Source organism: Streptomyces sp. NPDC058683 (genome assembly GCF_042716195.1).
GTDB lineage: Bacteria > Actinomycetota > Actinomycetes > Streptomycetales > Streptomycetaceae > Streptomyces.
The window spans coordinates 164,460-180,430 of sequence record NZ_JBHXSK010000017.1 but is presented as its reverse complement, the minus strand read 5'-3'; the positions used below and the strand labels follow the sequence as shown (position 1 = coordinate 180,430).

The following is a 15,971-nucleotide window of genomic DNA, read 5'->3' as shown; positions in this document are numbered from 1 at the left end:
GGACAGCGCTCACGACGAGTCGAATAGGCGCAAGGTCACATCACGGATGTCGTAGGCAGCCGACAGATGAGCGGCAGAGTGACCGGTGAACGACGACGGGGCACCGCCCCGGATGAACCGGCGGTGAACCGAAGATCTTCCGGCCGGAAGGTCGGATTCCCGCAGATGTGCGGGACGGCGGGCCCGGGAAGGACCGGCCCGACGCGTCACGGGGGTCACCCGTTATCCGATTTTGACATGGTGACACGTCTGCTTGGAGCAATCCCAATGGCAGGATGCCGTAAACCCACGAGGTCGCGACACCCGAAGGTGTGTGTTTCCGTCGACCCATCGGCATATCGACATATCAGACACATCGGTATATCGGCTTGTTCAACCCACCGCCGGAGGAACCCACCATGACCGCAAGCTTCACCCGTCGTACCACCGCCTCGCACTCCAGGATTGCTGCGTTCGGTGCGATCGCGGTCGCTGGCACCCTGATCCTCACCGGCTGCGGTGACCAGACGGACAAGGGCAGCGACAGCGGCTCCTCGTCGACCTCCTCGGCCCCGCTGGCGAGCAAGCTGCCGGACGACATCCGCAAGGCCGGTGTGATCAAGGTGGGCTCCGACATCGCCTACCCGCCGGTCGAGTACATGGAGAGCGGCAAGGCCGTCGGTGTGGACCCGGACATCGCGGAGGCGCTGGGCAAGCAGCTGGGCGTGAAGTTCGACTTCCAGAACGGCAAGTTCGACCAGCTGATCGTGGGTCTGCAGTCCAACCGCTTCAACGTGATCATGTCGGCGATGAACGACACGAAGGACCGCCAGGACGGCATCGACTCCGACACCGGCAAGAAGGTCGGCAGCGGTGTCGACTTCGTCGACTACTTCACCGCCGGTACCTCGATCCTGGTCCAGAAGGGCAACCCGAAGGGCATCAAGTCCCTGGACGACCTGTGCGGCAAGGTCGTGGCCCTGCAGAAGGGCACCACGTCCGAGGGCATCGCCAAGGCGCAGAGCGAGAAGTGTACGAAGGACGGCAACAAGGCCATCACGCTCCAGACCTTCGACACCGACCCCGAGGCGCTGCTCCGTCTGAAGCAGGGCGCCTCCGTCGCCGACCTGAACGACTTCCCGGTGGCCGCCTACAACGCCAAGACGTCCAACAGCGGCAAGGACTTCGAGGTCGTCGGCGAGCAGATCGAGGCCGGCCCGTACGGCATCGCGGTCAGCAAGGAGAACACCCAGCTGCGCGACGCGCTCCAGGCCGCCATGGCCGCCATCATCAAGAACGGCGACTACCAGAAGATCCTGGAGAAGTGGAACGTCACGCAGGGCGCGGTCACCGAGGCGAAGACCAACGGCGGCTCCTGAGCGGCCCGGCACGACTGAAGGGCCGTCACTGTGACTGACATGGTCGACAAGACTCCGGCGCCGTCCGTGCCGCCGGAGCAGATCAAGGCCATCCCGGTGCGCCACTACGGACGCTGGGTGTCCGGCGTCGTGGTCATCGTCCTCGTGGTGCTGATCGGGATCGCCTTCTCCAACGCGAAGATCAACTACAACGTCATCCCCGACTACCTCTTCGACCCGGACATCGTGTCCGGCGCCTGGACCACGCTCTACATCTCGGTGCTGGCCATGGTGCTCGGCGTCGTCCTCGGCGTGATCCTCGCCGTGATGCGGCTGTCGTCGAACCCGGTCACCAGCACGGTGTCCTGGTTCTACATCTGGTTCTTCCGCGGCACCCCGGTCCTGGTCCAGCTGCTGCTCTGGTACAACATCGCGCTCGTCTTCCCCATCCTGAACCTGGGGTTCTACAAGGACGAGATGAACCAGGTGATGACGCCGGTCCTCACGGCCCTGCTGGGACTCGGCCTGAACGAGGCCGCGTACATGTCGGAGATCGTCCGCGCCGGCATCCAGTCGGTCGACGAGGGGCAGACCGAGGCCTCGCACGCTCTCGGCATGACCCAGGGCCAGACGTTGCGCCGGGTGATCCTCCCGCAGGCCATGCGGGTCATCATCCCGCCGACCGGCAACGAGTTCATCAACATGCTGAAGACCTCGTCGCTGGCCTACGCGGTCCAGCTGCCCGAGCTGATCAAGAAGGCGAACGACGTCTCCAGCGCCTCGCTGGCGGTCGTCGAGATGTACTTCGTCGCCTGCATCTGGTACCTGTTCCTGACCACGATCTTCAGCATCGTCCAGTACTACATCGAACGCCGTTACGCCCGCGGCTCCTCGCGCAACCTCCCGCCCACCCCGCTGCAGCGGCTGCGGAAGAATCTGGCCCAGTGGGGTTCGTTCCGCCGCCCGGAGGTGGCCCGATGACCGGTCTCGCCAAGGACATCACCCCGCCGAGCAGCGGCGCGCCGATGGTCAGGGCCGAGGGCGTGCACAAGTCGTTCGGTCTTGCGCACATCCTCAAGGGCATCGACCTGGAGGTGCTGCCGCGCGAGGTGTTCTGCCTGATCGGCCCGTCCGGTTCCGGCAAGAGCACGTTCCTGCGGTGCATCAACCATCTGGAGAAGATCAGCGCCGGCCGGCTGTACGTCGACGACCGTCTGGTCGGCTACCGCCAGCACGGCGACAAGCTCTACGAGCTGAAGGAGAAGGAGGTCGCGGCGCAGCGACGGGACATCGGCATGGTGTTCCAGCGCTTCAACCTCTTCCCGCACATGACGGCCCTGGAGAACGTCATGGAGGCGCCGGTCCAGGTCAAGCGCGAGTCCAGGGCGGTGGCCCGGGAGCGCGCGGAGCGGCTCCTGGACCGGGTGGGCCTCGGCGACCGCAAGGGCCACTACCCGGCGCAGCTCTCCGGCGGCCAGCAGCAGCGCGTGGCGATCGCACGCGCGCTCGCCATGCAGCCGAAGCTGATGCTCTTCGACGAGCCGACCTCCGCGCTCGACCCGGAGCTGGTCGGCGAGGTCCTGGACGTGATGCGGGACCTGGCCGAGGACGGCATGACGATGATCGTCGTCACCCACGAGATGGGCTTCGCCCGCGAGGTCGGCGACAGTCTGGTCTTCATGGACGACGGCGTGGTGGTCGAGTCCGGCCACCCGCGCGACGTCCTGACCAACCCCCAGCACGACCGCACGAAGTCGTTCCTGTCGAAGGTGCTGTAACAGGACTACGGCCGACGACACCGAAGGGGCGGTACGACTCTGCTCGTACCGCCCCTTCGGTCTGTCTACTTCACGGCGAGCAGCAGTGTGTCCGAGGGCGAGCACCACACCGCCCGGGCCTCCCCGAACCCCTTCTCCCGCAGCACGCGCGCGTGCCAGGCCGCCGCGGGCATGTCACCCTCCGCGTGCTCGCCGTAGATCTCGAACCGGCGGGCCGTCGGCCCGGCCAGTACCGGGTCCTGCGCGGCCAGCTGCCACCACTCGGCCCAGTCGAGCGCCCCCGACTCCTTGGCCTGATCCATGCGGAGATGCCGCTGCGCCCGTTCCGCCGCGTTGATCCGGGGCGTGCTGTCGTCGATCATGTGGTCCGCGTTCATGAAGACACCGCCGTCGCGGACGAGTTCCGCGACCTGACCGTAGAGGGTCGCGAGGGGTTCGCTGTGCAGCCAGTGCAGGGCCGTGGCGGTCAGGACGGCGTCGTAGGAGTCGTACGGCAGCCTCGCGGGCCATTCGGGGTCCTTGAGGTCGGCGGTGACGAACGTGACCCGTTCGTCGCCCTCGAAGGTGCCCTCGGCGATGGCGAGGAGGGCCGGGTCGAGGTCGACCCCGACGCTCACCGCCGCCGGGAAGCGGGCGAGCAGCCGGGCGGTGATACTGCCGGTGCCGCACGCGAGGTCGAGGATCCGCGGGGCCGTGCCCACGAGCGCCTCGACCATGTCGAGCATGATCCGGAATCGTTCCTCACGGTCCGGCATGTACCACTCCTGCTGCCGGTCCCAGCTCTTCTGCCAGGCGCCCCAGTCGGTCCCGGTCGTGGTCGTCTGCGCGTCCGTCATGGCAACCCTCCGCAGCACAAGTCCCGTAATACCCTGGAAGTGCGATCGGCTGTTACCCGACCGCACCACTGACCGTAGAGCACCCCCGTAAGGACTACAAGTGGAACTGGCCTATTACTCGGACTACGCCGTCCGACTCGTGAACAGCGAGGAACCGGCCCGGGGCAAGGACTCCCTGACCTCGGTCGAGGCCGTCCGCGACCTCTTCGGGGTCAACGCGTCGGCGGCCCGCCGTACCACCGACGCCGATGTCACCCGCTTCCGCTCGGTACGGGCCCGGCTGCGCGCGGTCTTCGAGGCGGCCGACCAGGGCGACGAGACGCTGGCCGTGGACCTGCTGAACTCACTGCTGCTCGAGTTCCCGGTGTCGCCGCAGATCTCCGGCCACGACCACCGGGACGAGGACGGCCGCCCGCTGTGGCACATGCACCTGGCCGACCACCCCTCCAACGCCACCGCCGGCTATGCGGCGATCGCGGCGATGGGCCTGGCCTTCCACCTCACCGAGTACGGCGTCGACCGGCTCGGCCTGTGCGAGGCGGCGCCGTGCCGCAACGCCTACCTCGACACCTCCACCAACCGCTCCCGGCGCTACTGCTCGGACCGCTGCGCGACCCGGGCCAACGTGGCCGCCTACCGGGCCCGCAAGCGCCTGGAGGCGGACCGGCCCGACCGGCCCGAGCGGTCGGCGAGCACCGGGCGGGCCGCCGAGAGCGCCCAGCGCGCCAGCGCCAGCGGCGAACGCTGACCGGCCTTGAGCGGCCGCCAGCGGAACAGGGCGCGGCCGAGGATCAGCTCCTCGGGCACGGTCCCGTAGTCCGTGCTGTCCCCGCCCGCGTACGCGTTGTCCCCGAGCACCCACCAGCCGCCCTCGCGCGGCTCCACGGCCCGCTTGACGACCAGCAGGTCCTGCTGGAAGGGGTGGCGCAGGACGACGACGTCGCCGGCCCTCACCCGGGCCCCGTACCGCACCAGGAGCTGATCCCCCTGGTACAGCGTGGGCACCATCGACGGGCCGGTCACCTCGGCCAGTCCGAAGGGCGCTGCGCCCCTCCCCCGCTCGGTCTCCTGCGACAGCTCCGGCATCGCCGGCACCTCCCCGGTCCGTTCCTCCACCAGTCTCAGTCTGACCCTGGACTTTTGTCCTAAGCCCATGGGGGCACTCGCGAAATCAGGCTTCCCAGGGAGTAATGTCCCACCTGAGAAGACGATCACGAGGAAGGAATGCTCCATGCTTTCCCGCCTGTTTGCCCCCAAGGTCAAGGTCAGCGCGCACTGCGACCTGCCCTGCGGTGTGTACGACCCGGCCCAGGCCCGCATCGAGGCGGAGTCGGTGAAGGCCGTGCAGGAGAAGATGGCCGCCAACGACGACCCGCACTTCCAGGCTCGCGCCACCGTCATCAAGGAGCAGCGAGCCGAGCTTGCCAAGCACCACGTGTCGGTGCTCTGGAGCGACTACTTCAAGCCCCCGCACTTCGAGAAGTACCCCCAGCTGCACGTTCTGGTGAACGACACCCTGAAGGCCCTGTCCGCCGCCAAGGCGTCCACGGACCCGAAGACCGGCGAGAAGGCCCTGGAGCTCATCGCCGAGATCGACAAGATCTTCTGGGAGACCAAGAAGGCCTGACCTTCCGGTCCCCCTGTCCGCACCCGGCCCGCAGGCCGCCACCCACGGCGTCCATGGCGGTCCGGGTGCGGTCGTCTTGCCCCGGCCACAGTGCGCGTGGGTCTTCGGCGTGCCGACGCCCTACAGCGGAAGACCGGGCGACGCGTCGGGTGCGGCGTGCGAGCCGGTGGTGCTGTGGGTCCAGCTGGCGAGGATCCCGATGGCTTCCGCGGAGGGGGAAGCGGGTTCCGGGGTGTAGACGATGAGGGTCTGGTCGGGGTCGCCTTCGACGGCGAGGACCACGTATTCGAGGGTGAGGTCGCCGACCAGCGGGTGGCGGAGGCGTTTGCTTCCGGTGGTGTGGGCGAGAACGTCGTGATCGGCCCACAGACGGCGGAAGGTGTCGCTGTGCAGGGACAGTTCGCCGATCAGCTCGGTGAGCTGTGGGTCGTCGGGATGCCGCCCGGCGTACAGGCGCAGGGTGGCCACGCATTCGGCGGCGATCCGTTCCCAGTCGGTGTACAGGCTGCGGGCGTCGTCGTCGAGGAAGACGAACCGAGCCGCGTTGCGCTCGCGGTGGGGTCGGGCCTGGAAGTCCGTGATGAGGGCGTAGCCGAGTCTGTTGGCCGCCAGGACGTCCATGCGGCGTCCTTGCACCATGGCGGGGACGCCGAGTGCGTCCAGTGCTCGGTACACGGCCGGCAGGACTCTCTGCGGGGCCTGTGGGCGTGGGCGGCGGGCGCGGGTCGCGGTGGGCCGGGCGAGGTCGAAGAGGTGGGCGCGTTCGGCGTCGTCCAGCTGCAGGGCGCGGGCGACGGCCTCCAGGACCGTTTCGGAGACGCCTTGGGTGCGGCCTCGTTCCAGGCGGACGTAGTAGTCGACGCTGACCCCGGCGAGCTGGGCGACTTCCTCGCGGCGCAGCCCCGGTACCCGGCGGGCCCCGGCGTGGGGGGCCAGGCCGGCCTGTTCGGGGGTGATCCGGGCCCGGCGGGTGCGCAGGAACTCGCGGATCTCGGTGCTGCGGTCCATGCGTCCACCGTACGGCGGGCCCCTTCGCCGCTCAGCTCCTGAGAGGGGTACTGCCGGACCCCCGGAGGGACAGGCACCCCTACGGGCCTCCGCGGTGGGCCGGCGGGTGGTTGCCTGGACAGCGGGTTCACCACACCGGGCCGATCGGGCCAAGGGCCGACCGAACCCGGTCATCACCGGCCGTGAGCGGCTGCTCCGGCACCGGGCGCGCGATCGCCCGGACACCGAGGAACGAGGTTTTTCCGATGAAGCACATCTCCCTGGGCGGGCTGGACGTCTCCCGGATCGGGCTGGGCGCCATGTCGATGTCCGGCTACTACAACGTCGGGCAGGGCAGCGACGCCGAGTCGATCCGCACCATCCACCGGGCGCTCGACCTGGGCGTCACGTTCCTCGACACCGCCGAGGTGTACGGCCCCTACGCCAACGAGGAACTGGTCGGCCGGGCCCTCAAAGGCCGCCGCGACCAGGTCGTGCTGGCAACCAAGTTCGGCCTGATCCAGCACTCCCACGGCGGCGCCGGCGGCCTCGACAGCAGCCCGGAGAACATCCGCACAGCCGTCGAGGGATCCCTGAGGCGGCTCGGCACCGACCACATCGACCTGTACTACCAGCACCGGGTCGACCCGAACACGCCGATCGAGGACACCGTCGGCGCTGTCGCCGAGCTGATCGCCGAGGGCAAGGTCGGCCACATCGGCCTGTCCGAGGCCGGCCCCGCCACGATCCACCGCGCCCACGCCGTCCACCCCGTCGCCGCTCTGCAGACCGAGTACTCCCTGTGGACCCGGGACGTGGAGGCGGAGATCCTGCCGCTGCTGCGCGAGCTGAACATCGGCTTCGTTCCGTACTCGCCGCTCGGCCACGGCTTCCTCACCGGCCGGATCCGCTCCGCCGACGACCTCGCCGACGACGACTGGCGCAAGACCAACCCGCGCTTCACCGGCGACAACTTCCAGCGCAACCTGCGCATCGTCGACGAGGTCAGGGCCGTCGCCGCCGAGGTGGACGCCACACCGGCACAGATCGCCCTGGCCTGGCTGCTCGCACAGGGCGACGACATCGCCCCGATCCCCGGCACCAAGCGGGTCGCCCGCGTCGAGGAGAACACCGCAGCCGACGCCGTCGACCTCAGCGCCGAGCAGCTCGAACGGCTCAACAACCTCACCCCGGCCGCCGGCGAACGCCACGAGGAAAGCGTCATGGCCGCGATCGACCGGTGACACCCCCACCGCAGGGGCGGCGGACACAGCCGACCAGGTGCCGGAAACGGCACCTGAAAGGAACCCCCTTCATGAGCAAGGTCATTTTCGTCACCGCCGGCTCCGGCGCCGTCGAGTTCTACGGCGGTGACCGGCCGCCGCGCGCCGAGGAGAGCACCGATCCCTGCCGGCGTGGCATGCTGCCCACCGCTCGCGCCGTCAGCTGCGCCGAACGAGCCTGGTGGCACGAGGTGCTGGACGGCGAAGCCGAGCCCCGGACCGAGGAGGACCGATGCTTGCGTCCTGGTACGACGAACAGGGCCCCGCCGCCGGCGTCCTGCGAGTCGGCGAACTGCCCGACCCCGTCCCCGGCCCCGGCGAGGTGCGCGTCCGCGTCACCGTCTCGGGCGTCAGCCCCGGCGACACCAAGAAGCGGCGAGGGTGGCTCGGTTCCGCCATGCCCTACCCGCGGGTGATTCCGCACAGCGACGCGGCCGGAGTCGTCGACGCGGTCGGGGAAGGGGGCGACGGACGCCGGGTCGGACAGCGGGTGTGGGTGTACGGCGCCCAGTCCTACCGCCCCTTCGGCACCGCCGCGCAGTACACCGTCGTACCCGGCCACCAGGCCGTGCCGCTCCCCGGCCACCTCACCGATGAGCTGGGCGCCGGACTGGGCATCCCCGGGATCACCGCCCACCGCGCGGTCTTCGCCGACGGCCCGGTCGACGGCAGGCTCGTGCTCGTCCACGGCGTCCTCGGCGGCGTCGGGTCGCTGGCCGCGCAGCTCGCCCGCTGGGCCGGTGCCACCGTCCTCGCCACCGTCCGCCGCGGTGCGGACCTCGGCCGCGTCGACACAGCCGTCGTCTCCCACGCCGTCGCCCTGGACCAGGAGGACCCCGCGGCGGCCATCCGCGGCCACGCACCCCGGGGCGTCGACCGGATCATCGAGGTGGCTCTGTCCGACAACGCCGACCTCGACAGCGCCGTCGTCGCCGACAACGCCGTCATCTGCGCCTACGCCACCCGTGACGACCGCACCCAAATTCCCTTCTGGCCGCTGCTGTTCAGCAATGTCACCCTGCGGCTGGTCGGCAGCGACGACTTCCCCGCCGAGGCCAAGCGGCAGGCCGCCCGCGACCTGACCGCCGCGGCCGCCGTCGGCGCCCTCACCGTCGGCGTCGGCGACCGCTACCCGCTCGAAGACATCGCCCAGGCCCACGACCGCGTCGACGCCGGAGGCCGGGGCCGCGTCCTGGTCACGGTCCCGCAGTGACGAACGCGGCTGACGGTTTCCCCGGAAGGGCTCGGACATGAGTGACACGCCCCGGCTCTGGAAAGTGGTCATCGCCCTGGAGGCCACCTCGGAGCAGGTGGAAGCCCTCACCGACCGCTTCGTCGAGACCATCTGCCCGGACCCGAACCACGAGGGCCGGTGCGAGACTCCATGGGCCCTGCACGTCACCGAGGGCGCCTCGCTGAGCACGGGAGAGCAGAAGAAACTTCAGGCCGAGATCACGGACACCATGGACGACTGAGGCATCCTGCTCCCCTCGGCTCGGACTCCTCCTCCTCGAATCGGTGGGCCCATTGCACCCCTCGGAACCCTCCCCCGCACAGCCGCCGAGCGGAACGGTCTCGTTCCGGCTCGGCACTCTCCAACTGGCCCTTCCCGTCCTCCTCGGCTTCCTGGTCGGCACGGCGCTCCTGTACGGAGGTCTCGCCTTCACGGCGCAGCCGATGGAACTCCGCGAACTGGGTCAGTGCCTGACGGCGGCGGCCGTGGCCGGCGCCGTCGTCCCCTTTCTCCACCGGCGCCATGGCGTGAGCCTCACCGAGGACGCCCTGGTCGTGCTGGGCGAACGGAGCCTGCGGATACCGTGGGCGGACATCCGTCACCTGGAGGTCCGACGCAGCTGGGGCGTGAGCCACGTGGCCGTACACACCGCGGACGGCCGCCGTAGGGTGCTGCGCGCCCCGATCTCCTTGCTCGACGGGGAGTTCGACCGGAAGGCCCGGATCATCGTCGAGCGCTGGCATCACTCCTGAGCGAGCAGGACGACGACGCCGCGGCACTCCTGTCCGCGGGTCGTCACGCGGATCATGCGGAAGATGCCGGGGCCCCGCGCCGAGCCGTGTTCATTCGGTTCCACGAGCAAAGGGGCCGACCGGAGATCCGGTCGGCCCCTGCCCTGTTCGCCGGTGCTAGTGCCCGCCGCCGTGGTCGTCCTCGCCGGCCTCCAGGAGGCCCGCCGCCGCACCTACGATCCGCGGGTCCGGGCTGCCGACGACCTCCTCGTCCTTGTTGGCGTAGTCGAAGCGGGCCAGGACGCTGCGCATGGCCTCGACCCGGGCGCGCTTCTTGTCGTTGCTCTTGACCACCGTCCAGGGCGCGTACTCGGTGTCCGTCTCGCGGAACATCGCGACCTTCGCGGCCGTGTAGTTGTCCCAGAGATCCAGCGAGGCCAGATCCATCGGGCTGAGCTTCCACTGCCGTACCGGGTCGACCTGGCGGATGGTGAAGCGGGTCCGCTGCTCGCTCTGCGAGACCGAGAACCAGAACTTCACCAGGTCCACCCCGTCGTCCACCAGCATCCGCTCGAACAGCGGGGCCTGGCGCATGAAGCGCCGGTACTCGTCGTCCGAGCAGAAGCCCATGACCCGCTCGACGCCGGCCCGGTTGTACCAGGACCGGTCGAAGAGGACGATCTCACCGGCCGTCGGGAGGTGTTCGACGTAGCGCTGGAAGTACCACTGGCCGCTCTCGCGTTCGCTGGGCTTCTCCAGCGCCACCACCCGCGCGCCACGGGGGTTCAGGTGCTCCGTGAAGCGCTTGATGGTGCCGCCCTTGCCGGCCGCGTCCCGTCCCTCGAAGACGATGACGATCCGGCGGCCGGTCTCCTTGATCCAGGTCTGCAGCTTCAGCAGTTCGATCTGCTGGAGCCGCTTGTGCCACTCGTACTCCTTGCGCTCCATGCGCTGCGGGTACGGGTAGTTCTCCCGCCAGGTGTCGATCGGGGATCCGTCCGGGCGGATGAGTACGGGGTCGTCGGGGTCGCTGTAGTCGACCTTCAGATGGGCCAGGTCGGCCAGGTCGGACAGCAGGTCCGGCGTCGTCATCCAGTCCTCCTCAGCGGCTCGGTGGGGCAGGGGATCAGTGGAACTGCGGGACGATCAGGTAGATGCCGTACGCCACCACCGCCAAGCAGGCGAGGCAGCACAGCCCCGCCTGGGCGGCGCCCACGGTGCTGGTGCCGCCCTGCTCCTTGGCACCCTCGTAACGGGCGAGCCCGAGGACACCGAGGGCGAAGACGACCACCACTGCGACTGTAACTCCGATGCTCACCGCGGTGACCTGCCCGAGTGTGCTCCAGTCGATACTCATGGGAACTCCCTCACTCAGGCGGCGGTGCCGACGTTGGACGGGGGCGTGGTGCGGATGGCGACCTCGTGGCCGTCGTTGACGTTCTTCGCGTCGATCGGGTTGCGACGCGACAGCAGGACGATGCCCGCCGCGAGCGCGGCGCCGACCAGCGCGACCACGACCGTGCCGAAGTTGCCGCCGTGCTTGACCGCGGCCGCGGAGACGCCGCCGACCAGCGCGGCACAGGGCAGGGTGATCAGCCAGGCGGCCACCATGCGGCCGGCGATGCCCCAGCGGACCTCGGCGAGTTTCCGGCCGAGGCCCGCGCCGAGGATGGAACCGGAGGCGACCTGCGTGGTGGACAGGGCGAAGCCCATGTGGGCGGAGGTCAGGATGACGGCCGTGGAGGCGGTCTCCGCCGCGAAGCCCTGCGGGGACTGGATCTCGGTCAGGCCCTTGCCCATGGTGCGGATGATCCGCCAGCCGCCGATGTAGGTGCCGAGGGCGATGGCGAGACCGGCGCTGAAGATCACCCAGACCGGCGGCCCGGCGTCCCCCGGGAGCGCGCCGACCGAGATCAGGGTCAGGGTGATGATGCCCATGGTCTTCTGGGCGTCGTTGGTGCCGTGCGCGAGCGAGACCAGCGAGGCCGAGCCGATCTGCCCGAGCCGGAAGCCCTTGGTCACGGAGTTCTCGCGGCCGCGGGTGGTGATCTTGTAGGCGAGGTACGTCGCGATCAGCGCGGCGACGCCCGCCACCACCGGCGAGGCGAACGCCGGGATGATGATCTTCTCGAGAACCTTGTCGAAATTGACCGCCCCCGAGCCGGCACCGACCCACACCGCGCCGATCAGCCCGCCGAACAGAGCATGGGAAGAACTGGAAGGCAGTCCGACCAGCCAGGTCAGCAGATTCCAGAGGATCGCACCCACCAGCCCCGCGAAGATCATCCCGGGGGTCACCTTGGCGTCGTTCACAATGCCGCCGGAGATCGTCTTGGCGACCTCCGTCGAGAGGAAGGCTCCGACCAGGTTCAGCACACCACTGATCAGAACGGCTGTCTTCGGTTTGAGCGCGCCGGTCGCGATGGACGTGGCCATCGCGTTCGCCGTGTCGTGGAACCCATTGGTGAAGTCGAAAGCAAGTGCAGTGACGATCACGACCGCCACGAGGAACGTGATGTGGTCCATTCTTTAATGCAAACAAGCGCGAGCCAATTGCGCGAGAACCGGAGGCAAACGAAGGTTCAAGAACAGAGCTGGTCCGTGTGGGGGATGTGCATGCCATGCTGAGGCCATGACCCTGGAGGACCTGAGACGGCTGCGCCGGGCGCGCGACCGCATGGACCGCGAGTACGCCGAGCCGCTCGACATGACCGAGCTCGCCAGGACGGCCCTCATGTCCCCGGGACACTTCCAGCGCAGCTTCCGCAAGGCCTTCGGGGAGACGCCGTACAGCTATCTCATGACCCGCCGGGTCGAACGGGCCAAGGCGCTGCTGCGGCGCGGCGACCTCACGGTCACGGACGTGTGCATGGCCGTCGGCTGTACGTCGCTGGGGTCCTTCAGCTCGCGGTTCACCGAGCTGGTCGGGGAGACGCCGAGCGCGTACCGGGCGCGGGACCACGAGGAGAGCACGGTGATCCCGTCCTGTGTGGCCCGTACGTTCACCAGGCCCCGTCGCCGTCCGTACTGACCAGGTCGCTTTCCGCTGCCCCGGCCCTACACTGGCCGTCAAGGTCGACACCGTCGCCCGACAGCGTCCGTGCACGCTTCGGGCAAGGTCGGTGCACGCATCGGGGGGATCCTTGGCAACTGCGATCATCTCTGTCCTGAGCCCCGCCCCGGTCACGGACGCAGAGTCCCTGGCCGACTGGCTCAGCGGCGAGCCGACGCTCGCCGGCAAGGTCCGACTGACCGGGGGCGCCCCGGCCGAGGGCCGGCTGGGCGTCCCGCTCGACACGGTGTCCGTGCTGCTGGGCGCGGGCGGCCCGCTCACCGTGCTCGCCTCCTGTCTGCGCGCCTGGATCACCCAGCCGCGCCGCAGCGACGTGAAACTGAGCGTCAAGCACGAGCACGGCCCGGCCGTCGAGATCGACGCCAAGCGGGTCAGCCGCGAGGACGTCGAACAGATCCTGCGGCAAGCCCTGGAGGAGCGGCCGGACCAGGGCGGGTGACATGCGCCTCCCCGACCCCCACCGCTCCCGGGTCGTCCTGATCGGCGCGAGCCGCTACTCCGACCCGGCACTGCCCGACCTGCCGTCCGTCGAACGGACCGTGACCGACCTCGCCGGGCTGCTCACCGAGCCCTTGTACCGGCTCGTCCCCGAGAGCCACTGCACGGTCCTGCTCGACGACGGCGACCTGCGCACGGTCGGCGACCGGCTGCGCTCCGCCGTCGCCGAGGCCGAGGACCTGCTGCTGGTCTACTACGCCGGTCACGGCCTGGTCGCCGGCCGCCGCCACAGCCTGTACCTGGCGCTGCCGGACAGCCGCTGGGAGGCGCCCGAGTTCAACTCCCTGGAGTACGACAAGCTGCGCGACGCCGTCCTGGACTCCCCCGCCGAGACCAAGGTGGTCGTCCTCGACTGCTGCTTCTCCGGCCGGGCCGTCGGCGACTCGCTCAGCGGCGACACCGGGCGGATCGACCGGCTGGAGGTGGCCGGCACCTACGTTCTGACCTCCGCCCAGCGCGATCAGGTCGCCCTCGCCCTCCCCGACGAGGAACACACGGCGTTCTCGGGCCGGTTGATACGCCTGCTGCGCGAAGGAGTGGTCGGCGGGCCCGAGTTGCTCACGGTCGACGACCTCTACCGCCGCCTGAGCGCCATCATGGCCGCCGAGGGCCTGCCCACCCCGCGCAACCGGGGCGCCGGCACGGCCAGTTCGATCGCCCTGGGCATCAACCGCGCGTTCGGCACCACCGCCGGGCCCGAGCTGCGCCGCCGCCACACGGCCGCGGTCGAGCAGGGCCGGGCCGGGGACTGGACGGGGGCCGCCGCGCTGCTCCGGGAGATCGTCGACGAGCAGACCCGGATCCTGGGCGCCGAGCACGAGGACACCCTGCGCGGCCGCCAGTCCCACGCGCACAGCCTCGGCGGCGCCGGCAGTCCCGTGGAGGCGGCCGGGCTGCTGCGCCGGCTCCTCGCCGAACAGCTGCGGCTGCTCGGCCCCGACCACGAGGACACCCTGCGCACCCGGCAGTTCCTCGCCGTCAACCTCGGCGAGGCGGGGCACCGGGAGGAGGCGGTCGGGATGCTCCGGGTGCTGCTCGCGGACCGGGGGCGGGTACTGGGCACGGAACATCCGCACACGCTGCGGACCCGGCATCTGCTGGCCCGCAACCTGGCGTTCGCGGGCGGCCGGGAGGAGGCACTGGCACTGCTGCGGGAGGTGGTGGCGGTACGGGAGCGGCTGCTGGGCGCGGAGCACCCGCACACCCGAAGGGCCCGGGCGGACCTGGCGGGGGTGAGCCATGTACGAGAGGTTCAGTGACCGGGCGCGGGAGGTCGTCGACCTCGCCCGCGAGGAGGCACGGGCGCTCCGGCACTGGTACGTCGAGTCCGGGCATGTCCTGCTCGCGCTGCTCGTCGCGGACGAGACCGAGGTCGTAGGGCTGCTCGGCACCCCCGCCGAAGGGCTGCGCGCGGCGCTGACCACCGCCCTGGGCCGGGGCACGGCCGAACCGGGGGACCACCTGCCGCTGACCGGTGAGACCACCGCCGTCTTCGAGCGGGCGCCTCAGGAGGCCGACCGGCTCGGTCACCGGCTCGTGCAGCCCGTTCACATCCTGCTCGCGCTGCTGGCCACCGCGCACACCCTGCCGGCGGACATCCTCACGGAACACCAGTTCGCCCCCGGGCGGGTCCGCGCGTCCTCCACCGCCCCGGACTCCCTCAGCCGGGACCCGGCCACCCTCTCCCTGCTGGAGTCCCTCACCCGGGATCCGGCCGCCGGCGCCCTGCCCGTCATCGGCCGCACCGCCGAGATCGACCGGGTCCTGCGCACCCTCACCCGCCGTGACCGCCGGGTCCCGCTCCTCACCGGCCCGCCCGGCGTGGGCAAGGAGGCCGTGGCCGTGGGGGTCGCCCGGGCCGTCGGCGAGGGCCGGGTACCGGACGCCCTCCTCCGCCACCGGGTCCGCGCCCTCGACCTGAGTGCCGTCCTGACCGACCCCGAGCACCGCGCCCGCGGCACCGCCCTGATCGCCGGCCTCCTCAACGAGATCAAGGGGAGCACCGGCCTGGTGCTCTACCTGAAGGGTGCCCTCACCCCCCTGCGCCTGCCCGAGGGCACCACCACCCCCCTCGGTCTGCTCCGCCCGCTCCTGGACGCCCCGGGGGTCCTGGTCTTCGGCGACTGCGGCCCGAGGGACTACGACCGCCGGGACCCCGACCCCGGCCTCGACCGTCTCGTCCAGCCCGTCCCGCTCGAAGAGCCGCCCGCCGCCGACGTACGCGAGATCCTCCGCGCCGGGCGGGCGGGCCTGGAGGAGCACCACGCGGTGACACTCACCGACGAGGCCCTGGCGACGGCCGCCGCCCTCGCCCACGACCACGTGCCGGACCGGGCGCTGCCCGGCTCGGCGTTCGACCTCCTGGACGAGGCGGCGGCCCTGGCCCGGACCCATGCCGCCCGCGCGGACCCACCCCCGGACGGCCCGCTGACCGTCACGGCCGCCCATGTCACCGAGGCCCTCGCCACCACCTCGGGGATCCGCACCCCGGCCCCCACCGCTCAGGCCGGCCCGCCCCCCGGGCACGACCCCTACGTCTGGGCCATGAGCTGAGGCCATGAGCCGATCCGGCACGGCCGGCCGTTTC

19 protein-coding genes are annotated in these 15,971 nt (G+C 70.4%); 13 read left to right on the top strand and 6 right to left on the bottom strand.

Annotated features, from left to right (window positions below; all coding sequences use genetic code 11):
- The first annotated feature begins 398 nt into the window (after positions 1 to 398).
- Genes ACFWXC_RS20705 through ACFWXC_RS20695 form a run of 3 tightly spaced genes read left to right on the top strand, consistent with a single transcriptional unit; the run spans position 399 to position 3,115 of the window.
- Positions 399 to 1,358, top strand: coding sequence for an ABC transporter substrate-binding protein (locus ACFWXC_RS20705; protein ID WP_384480639.1), 960 nt, complete (start codon positions 399 to 401; stop codon positions 1,356 to 1,358).
- Between the two features lie 30 nt (positions 1,359 to 1,388).
- Positions 1,389 to 2,318 (top strand): amino acid ABC transporter permease, encoded by a 930-nt coding sequence (locus tag ACFWXC_RS20700; protein ID WP_384480637.1) that lies wholly within the window; start codon positions 1,389 to 1,391, stop codon positions 2,316 to 2,318.
- Entirely contained in the window at positions 2,315 to 3,115 is an 801-nt protein-coding gene (locus ACFWXC_RS20695; RefSeq protein ID WP_384480635.1) for an amino acid ABC transporter ATP-binding protein, read from the top strand. The genes ACFWXC_RS20700 and ACFWXC_RS20695 overlap by 4 nt, the downstream gene beginning before the upstream one ends.
- 65 nt (positions 3,116 to 3,180) lie before the next feature.
- Here the strand turns inward: ACFWXC_RS20695 and ACFWXC_RS20690 are convergent, their stop codons facing one another.
- On the bottom strand, positions 3,181 to 3,951 hold the full coding sequence (locus ACFWXC_RS20690) for a class I SAM-dependent methyltransferase (RefSeq protein ID WP_384480633.1): 771 nt from the start codon (positions 3,949 to 3,951) through the stop codon (positions 3,181 to 3,183).
- 100 nt (positions 3,952 to 4,051) lie between these two features.
- On the opposite strand from ACFWXC_RS20690, the gene ACFWXC_RS20685 reads away from it, so the two are divergent.
- On the top strand, positions 4,052 to 4,699 hold the full coding sequence (locus tag ACFWXC_RS20685) for a CGNR zinc finger domain-containing protein (RefSeq protein WP_384480631.1): 648 nt from the start codon (positions 4,052 to 4,054) through the stop codon (positions 4,697 to 4,699).
- On the opposite strand, the gene sodX is transcribed toward ACFWXC_RS20685, so the two are convergent.
- Positions 4,585 to 5,037 (bottom strand): nickel-type superoxide dismutase maturation protease, encoded by a 453-nt coding sequence (gene sodX / locus ACFWXC_RS20680; protein WP_382527928.1) that lies wholly within the window; start codon positions 5,035 to 5,037, stop codon positions 4,585 to 4,587. The genes ACFWXC_RS20685 and sodX overlap by 115 nt on opposite strands.
- Positions 5,038 to 5,182: 145 nt before the next feature.
- Between sodX and sodN the strand changes: the two genes are divergently transcribed.
- A complete protein-coding gene (gene sodN / locus ACFWXC_RS20675; RefSeq protein ID WP_055634112.1) occupies positions 5,183 to 5,578 on the top strand; it encodes a superoxide dismutase, Ni in 396 nt (131 codons plus the stop codon).
- Positions 5,579 to 5,698: 120 nt separating this feature from the next.
- On the opposite strand, the gene ACFWXC_RS20670 is transcribed toward sodN, so the two are convergent.
- Positions 5,699 to 6,586, bottom strand: a complete 888-nt coding sequence (locus ACFWXC_RS20670) for a helix-turn-helix transcriptional regulator (protein ID WP_384480629.1) — start codon at positions 6,584 to 6,586, stop codon at positions 5,699 to 5,701.
- 245 nt (positions 6,587 to 6,831) lie between these two features.
- Here ACFWXC_RS20670 and ACFWXC_RS20665 point away from each other — a divergent pair, with 245 nt between their 5' ends.
- The 4 genes from ACFWXC_RS20665 to ACFWXC_RS20650 all read left to right on the top strand — a co-directional run bounded on the left by ACFWXC_RS20665 (position 6,832) and on the right by ACFWXC_RS20650 (position 9,834).
- Positions 6,832 to 7,809, top strand: a complete 978-nt coding sequence (locus tag ACFWXC_RS20665; protein WP_384480628.1) for an aldo/keto reductase — start codon at positions 6,832 to 6,834, stop codon at positions 7,807 to 7,809.
- A gap of 271 nt (positions 7,810 to 8,080) precedes the next feature.
- Complete coding sequence (locus ACFWXC_RS20660; RefSeq protein WP_384480626.1) at positions 8,081 to 9,061, top strand: NADPH:quinone reductase; 981 nt, start codon at positions 8,081 to 8,083, stop codon at positions 9,059 to 9,061.
- A gap of 37 nt (positions 9,062 to 9,098) precedes the next feature.
- Positions 9,099 to 9,323: a hypothetical protein gene (locus tag ACFWXC_RS20655; RefSeq protein ID WP_384480624.1), complete on the top strand. Its 225-nt coding sequence runs from the start codon at positions 9,099 to 9,101 to the stop codon at positions 9,321 to 9,323.
- 52 nt (positions 9,324 to 9,375) lie between these two features.
- Positions 9,376 to 9,834, top strand: coding sequence for a hypothetical protein (locus ACFWXC_RS20650; RefSeq protein ID WP_384480622.1), 459 nt, complete (start codon positions 9,376 to 9,378; stop codon positions 9,832 to 9,834).
- Positions 9,835 to 9,990: 156 nt separating this feature from the next.
- Here the strand turns inward: ACFWXC_RS20650 and ppk2 are convergent, their stop codons facing one another.
- From ppk2 to ACFWXC_RS20635, 3 genes are read right to left on the bottom strand one after another with little or no spacing between them, the layout of a single operon-like run.
- Positions 9,991 to 10,905 carry a polyphosphate kinase 2 gene (gene ppk2 / locus ACFWXC_RS20645; protein WP_384480621.1) on the bottom strand — a complete coding sequence of 305 codons (915 nt, stop codon included), beginning with the start codon at positions 10,903 to 10,905 and terminating at the stop codon, positions 9,991 to 9,993.
- A 34-nt stretch (positions 10,906 to 10,939) separates the two neighbouring features.
- Positions 10,940 to 11,170 (bottom strand): hypothetical protein, encoded by a 231-nt coding sequence (locus tag ACFWXC_RS20640; RefSeq protein ID WP_384480619.1) that lies wholly within the window; start codon positions 11,168 to 11,170, stop codon positions 10,940 to 10,942.
- 14 nt (positions 11,171 to 11,184) lie between these two features.
- Entirely contained in the window at positions 11,185 to 12,339 is a 1,155-nt protein-coding gene (locus ACFWXC_RS20635) for an anion permease (RefSeq protein WP_384480617.1), read from the bottom strand.
- A gap of 106 nt (positions 12,340 to 12,445) precedes the next feature.
- On the opposite strand from ACFWXC_RS20635, the gene ACFWXC_RS20630 reads away from it, so the two are divergent.
- The 4 genes from ACFWXC_RS20630 to ACFWXC_RS20615 all read left to right on the top strand — a co-directional run bounded on the left by ACFWXC_RS20630 (position 12,446) and on the right by ACFWXC_RS20615 (position 15,937).
- Complete coding sequence (locus ACFWXC_RS20630) at positions 12,446 to 12,844, top strand: helix-turn-helix transcriptional regulator (RefSeq protein WP_351705021.1); 399 nt, start codon at positions 12,446 to 12,448, stop codon at positions 12,842 to 12,844.
- 112 nt (positions 12,845 to 12,956) lie between these two features.
- Positions 12,957 to 13,325 carry a hypothetical protein gene (locus ACFWXC_RS20625; protein WP_384480615.1) on the top strand — a complete coding sequence of 123 codons (369 nt, stop codon included), beginning with the start codon at positions 12,957 to 12,959 and terminating at the stop codon, positions 13,323 to 13,325.
- A gap of 1 nt (position 13,326) precedes the next feature.
- Positions 13,327 to 14,643 carry a tetratricopeptide repeat protein gene (locus ACFWXC_RS20620; RefSeq protein ID WP_384480613.1) on the top strand — a complete coding sequence of 439 codons (1,317 nt, stop codon included), beginning with the start codon at positions 13,327 to 13,329 and terminating at the stop codon, positions 14,641 to 14,643.
- Positions 14,624 to 15,937, top strand: a complete 1,314-nt coding sequence (locus ACFWXC_RS20615) for a Clp protease N-terminal domain-containing protein (RefSeq protein ID WP_384480611.1) — start codon at positions 14,624 to 14,626, stop codon at positions 15,935 to 15,937. The genes ACFWXC_RS20620 and ACFWXC_RS20615 overlap by 20 nt, the downstream gene beginning before the upstream one ends.
- The last annotated feature ends 34 nt before the right edge of the window (positions 15,938 to 15,971 follow it).